4 protein-coding genes and 1 pseudogene are annotated in these 3,469 nt (G+C 55.8%); 3 read left to right on the top strand and 2 right to left on the bottom strand.

What is annotated here, in order from left to right:
* Positions 1–357: pseudogene (locus tag QCH34_RS09160) on the bottom strand (diaminopimelate decarboxylase); the annotation flags it as partial.
* Between the two features lie 5 nt (positions 358–362).
* Positions 363–1,508, bottom strand: a complete 1,146-nt coding sequence (locus QCH34_RS09155; protein WP_300333156.1) for an LL-diaminopimelate aminotransferase — start codon at positions 1,506–1,508, stop codon at positions 363–365.
* Positions 1,509–1,621: 113 nt separating this feature from the next.
* Between QCH34_RS09155 and nifS the strand changes: the two genes are divergently transcribed.
* The 3 genes from nifS to cutA form a co-directional block, all read left to right on the top strand.
* Complete coding sequence (gene nifS / locus QCH34_RS09150; RefSeq protein WP_300333153.1) at positions 1,622–2,800, top strand: cysteine desulfurase NifS; 1,179 nt, start codon at positions 1,622–1,624, stop codon at positions 2,798–2,800.
* Positions 2,801–2,806: 6 nt separating this feature from the next.
* Positions 2,807–3,232, top strand: coding sequence for a Fe-S cluster assembly scaffold protein NifU (nifU, locus tag QCH34_RS09145; RefSeq protein ID WP_300333151.1), 426 nt, complete (start codon positions 2,807–2,809; stop codon positions 3,230–3,232).
* A gap of 54 nt (positions 3,233–3,286) precedes the next feature.
* The coding region (gene cutA / locus QCH34_RS09140; protein WP_300333148.1) for a divalent cation tolerance protein CutA at positions 3,287–3,469 on the top strand (183 nt) is incomplete at its 3' end.

Raw genomic sequence — 3,469 nt, 5'->3', positions numbered from 1 at the left:
AGCAAGCCTGAGATCGTCTGTTGTCTTGGAACTGCCATTGAAGAGGAGCCGCTCCGGTTTCATCCCGGCACGGAGTGCGAGCATCAGTTCGCCTGAGGAGAAGACATCGGCACCGGCACCGGCCCGTCCAAGCGCCCGGAGAACAGCAAGGTTCCCGTTTGCCTTTGCTGCAAAGAGGAGGCGGACATTCGGGTACCAGCCGGATAACGCCGATTCGTACCGCTCGAAGTTAGCAAGGATCTGATCTTCGTTTGTCACATAGAGCGGGGTTCCAAACCGGCCTGCAAGATCGACGAGATCGTGTGAGCCGCTCATCAGGTGCCCGTTCTGTATGGTGAGGTGGGAGGGGAGCTGCATGGCCATCAGTGCATCGCCTCCATCCGTGAAACTGCTTCTGTAATCCGCTCAACAGACCGGGTGATCGCAAACCTCACGTAGCCTTCGCCGTTTGCGCCAAACCCGATACCCGGTGTGGCGACGATGCCTGCTTCGTCAAGGAGGCGGGCTGAGAACTTCATGGAGTCATCGACCTTCATCCAGACATAGAAGGTGGCTTTTGGTGCAGAGACATCATATCCCAGGCTTCCCAGACCTTTGACGAGGACATCGCGCCGCTCCTGGTAGATCCTGCATGCATCGGCAACACAGTCCTGCGGGCCGGTGAGTGCTGTAACACCGGCAAGCTGTACCGCATCAAATGCGCCGGAGTCGATATTCGTCTTGACACGGCCAAGGCCAGCAATGATCTCCTTGTTTCCGACAGCCATCCCGAGCCGCCAGCCGGTCATGTTATAGGTCTTTGAGAGGGAGTGCATCTCGATCCCGACTTCTGAGGCACCATCTGCCTGGAGGAATGAGGGTGCGACATATCCGTCAAAGGTGATCTCCGAGTATGCATTGTCATGGACAGCAACTATTGAGTGTTCCCGTGCGAATTCAACGACCTCATCGAAGAACTTCATCGGGGCAACTGCTGCGGTCGGGTTGTTCGGGTACCCGAAGAAGAGGAGTTTCGTCTTCTTCAGGACATCCTTTGGAATGGCATCAAGATCAGGGAGGAAATTGTTCTCCCCGGTGAGGGGGAGGGGGTGGCAGATCCCTTCTGCAAAGAGGGTGGAGGTCTTGTATACCGGGTACCCGGGATCGGTTGCGAGGACGACATCGCCGGGGTTGACGAATGCCTCCGGCACATGGGCGATTCCTTCTTTTGATCCAATCAACGTGATAATCTCGGATTTTGGATCTGCGGTGACACCGAACCGGTTTTTATACCAGGTGGCAACTGCTTCGCGGTAGGTGGAGAGACCCAGGTATGATGGGTAGTGATGGGTTGCCGGATCACGTGCTGCAGTGCAGAGCGTCTCGACAATATGCGGGGGTGTCGGGAGATCCGGGTCGCCGACGCCGAGATCGATGACATCGACACCTGAGCGGATCTTTGCTTCTTTCATCTCATCTATACGGGCAAAGAGATAGGGGGGTAGGTTGTCAAGTCTGTCTGCGTACATTGTGGGTACTGTTCAATCTTACGGTACTTAAGAATCACTGAGAATCCGGATACTTCCCCTTGACAAATGGTTATACCATTCCATGACGATACCTTCTGATGTGGAGAGTGGAGATGGAAAAACGCCTCATTTACCTGGATAATGCTGCAACGACGAAGACGCACCCCGATGTCGTATCTGCGATGCTTCCGTACTTTTCTGACTATTTTGGGAATCCTTCATCGCTCTATGACATCGCAGCAGCCTCGCGCACCGCTGTAGAGGAGGCACGGGAAAAGGTTGCGGCGGCGATCGGGGCAGGAGTGGATGAGATCTACTTCACCTCCGGCGGAACCGAATCTGATAACTGGGCGATTCGCGGGGTTGCCACAGCCCATGCAAAGAAAGGGCGGCATATCATCACATCCGCAATCGAGCACCACGCAGTCCTGCATACCTGCGAGGCACTTGAAAAGGAAGGATACGAGGTGACCTACCTCCCGGTTGACGAGTTCGGCCGGGTGAGGGTTGCAGATGTCGAAGCTGCAATCCGGGACGATACGATCCTGATCACGATCATGCTCGCAAATAACGAGATCGGGACGATCCAGCCGGTTGCTGAGATCGGTGAGGTTGCGAGATCGAAGAAGATCGTCTTCCATACCGATGCGGTCCAGGCAGTCGGGCAGATCCCAGTCGATGTGAATGCCCTGAATGTCGATCTCCTCTCCCTCTCATCCCACAAGTTCAGCGGGCCAAAGGGCATCGGTGCACTCTATATCAGGAAGGGCACCCGGATTGCTCCGTTCATGCATGGCGGGGCACAGGAGAAGCGGCGGCGGGCAGGGACCGAGAATGTCCCTGCAATCGTCGGGCTCGGGGTGGCAATAGAGCGTGCGGTTGCCCTGATGCCTGAGAAGACTGAGCGGATTATCAGGCTGAGAGAGAGGCTTGTTGCCGGGCTTGGTGCAATCCCGGCGAGCCGGTTGAATGGCCATCCCAAAGAGCGGCTCCCAAATAACGTCAATTACATCTTCGAGTATATCGAAGGGGAATCGATACTCCTTCTCCTGAATGCACATGGGATCGCCGCATCGACCGGAAGCGCCTGCACATCCGCCTCCCTTGATCCCTCGCATGTCCTCCTTGCCTGCGGCATCCCCCATGAGGTTGCCCATGGATCGCTCAGGCTGACACTCGGGGAGGAGACGACAGAAGAGGAGATCGACTATGTACTGGAGACTGTGCCGAAGGTGGTGCAGCGGCTCCGGGATATGTCGCCATTAACACCAAAAGAACTCAGGAGCAGGTGAAGAGAGATGTACTCAGAGAAGGTAATGGATCATTTCATGAACCCGCGGAACCAGCGGGAGATCCCGGATGCCGATGGGATCGGTGAGGTCGGGAACCAGAAATGCGGGGATATCATGCGGATCTTTCTGAAGATCCATGAGGATCGAATCGAGGATGCAGCATTCCAGACCTTCGGGTGCGGGGCGGCGGTTGCCTCCTCCTCGATGGCAACCGAGATGATCATCGGAAAGACGCTCGAAGAAGCCTGGGAAGTCTCAAATAAAGCGGTTGCAGAGGCACTCGAAGGACTGCCCCCCCAGAAACTCCACTGCTCGGTACTTGCCGAGGAGGCGATCCACGCGGCGATAAACAACTACCGGGAAAGGCAGGGGCTCCCCCCGTGGGGTGACGTGGCATGTGCAGGCTGCGGCGACTGCCATTCCTGCGAGTGAGTGATAGTTCCAAATCCTTTTTTACATCACCAGTCCTTTTTGGTATGATTGGAGATGGATCATACTGATATTGTACTGATACTCTGTACAGCTCCTCCGGGCGAAGCAGAAGAGATTGCGAAGAGAGTTATTGAAGAGCGGCTTGCTGCCTGCGTGAATATCACCCCGGTACGATCGGTGTACAGGTGGGATGGCAGGGTGGTCTCTGATGATGAGCAGCTCCTGATATGCAAGACA

The organism is Methanocalculus sp., assembly GCF_029762515.1.
In the GTDB taxonomy this organism is placed as follows: domain Archaea; phylum Halobacteriota; class Methanomicrobia; order Methanomicrobiales; family Methanocorpusculaceae; genus Methanocalculus.
Note: the sequence above shows the minus strand (reverse complement) of the source record. Positions and strands in the feature narration are given on the sequence as shown.

Excerpts from the sequence above, each read along its gene's own strand:
- QCH34_RS09155 (WP_300333156.1), bottom strand. The coding sequence starts at position 1,508 with ATGTACGCAGACAGACTTGACAACCTACCCCCCTATCTCTTTGCCCGT.
- nifS (WP_300333153.1), top strand. The coding sequence starts at position 1,622 with ATGGAAAAACGCCTCATTTACCTGGATAATGCTGCAACGACGAAGACG.
- nifU (WP_300333151.1), top strand. The coding sequence starts at position 2,807 with ATGTACTCAGAGAAGGTAATGGATCATTTCATGAACCCGCGGAACCAG.